A 1127-nucleotide genomic window follows, 5' to 3' on the forward strand; every position below is an offset into this window, starting at 1 on the left:
GCGCCCGCCACTGAGCCGTCCGGGCCTGCCAGGCCCGCCCCGGGCGCGCGGCGGAGGCCGAGCAGGCCCGGACCTCGCCGGATGGACCGTTCCGCGGCCGTATCGGATCGCGCCCGGCACGGCGGGCGCGCTAGATTCTTGGGGTGGAGGATATCGATCGCCAGATCCTCGGCCTGCTGGCCGACGACGGCCGGATGAGCTTCACCGACCTGGCCAAGGAGACCGGGCTGTCGGTGTCGGCGGTGCACCAGCGGGTGCGCCGGCTGCAGCGCCGCGGCGCGATCCGCGGCTTCACCGTGCAGCTCGACCACGAGCAGACCGGCCTGCCGATGACCGCGTTCGTCTCCATCAAGCCGATCGACCCCTCGGCCCCCGACGACGCGCCCGACCGGCTCGCCCACCTGACCGCCATCGAGGCGTGCCACTCGGTGGCGGGCGACGAGAGCTACATCCTGAAGGTCCGGGTGGCCTCGCCGAACGAGCTGGAGGACCTCCTCCAGAAGATCCGCGCCGCCGCGAACGTCGCCACCCGCACCACCGTCGTCCTCAGCACCCCCTGGGAAGGCCGCCACACCTCTCTGTGACACCCGCCGCGCGCCTCGGCCGAGACCGGGCGCCCGTCGCGGGTCAGGGCTTCGGCGCGAAGGCTTCGAGGGCCTCGCGGGCGCGGTCCATGGACGCGGCCGGGTCGGCGTCCGGGCCGGTCAGGGCCGGGTCGAAGTTCAGGTCCACGAACAGCTCGGTGACGCCCTGCCCGGCGAGCCGCCCGAAGTCGTCGCGGACCTGGTCGATCGTGCCGGTGAGCAGCGGCCGGTCCGGCCCGCCCGCGCCGCCTCCGCCACCCGCGCCGCCCGTGCCGTCAGGGCGGACGCGCACCGCGCCCCGGCACACCATCCGCAGCTCCTCCGGGTCGCGCCCCGCCTTCTCGGCCGCCTCGCGGACGACCCCGACCGAGCGTCCGAGCGCGCCGAGGTCGGCGCGGCTGGAGCTGACCCAGCCCGCGGCGAGCCGGCCGGCGCGGCGCAGGGCGGCGTCGGCGGCGCCGCCGAGCAGCACCGGCGGTCCCGGCTTCTGCACGGGGTTGTGGTCCATGACGAAGGGCGGGAATTCGTAGAAATCGCCGGGGA

At 75.8% G+C, this 1127-nt stretch carries 2 protein-coding genes; one reads left to right on the top strand and one right to left on the bottom strand.

Annotation, left to right across the window (positions count from 1 at the left end):
• The first annotated feature begins 143 nt into the window (after positions 1-143).
• Positions 144-584: an Lrp/AsnC family transcriptional regulator gene (locus AB0J52_RS41750; protein ID WP_500188832.1), complete on the top strand. Its 441-nt coding sequence runs from the start codon at positions 144-146 to the stop codon at positions 582-584.
• A gap of 43 nt (positions 585-627) precedes the next feature.
• Here AB0J52_RS41750 and AB0J52_RS41755 read toward each other — a convergent pair.
• Positions 628-1127, bottom strand: a 500-nt coding sequence (locus AB0J52_RS41755) for an LLM class flavin-dependent oxidoreductase (protein ID WP_500188834.1), incomplete at its 5' end; no start/stop codon positions are given.

Source organism: Spirillospora sp. NPDC049652 (genome assembly GCF_040675125.1).
In the GTDB taxonomy this organism is placed as follows: Bacteria; Actinomycetota; Actinomycetes; order Streptosporangiales; family Streptosporangiaceae; genus Spirillospora.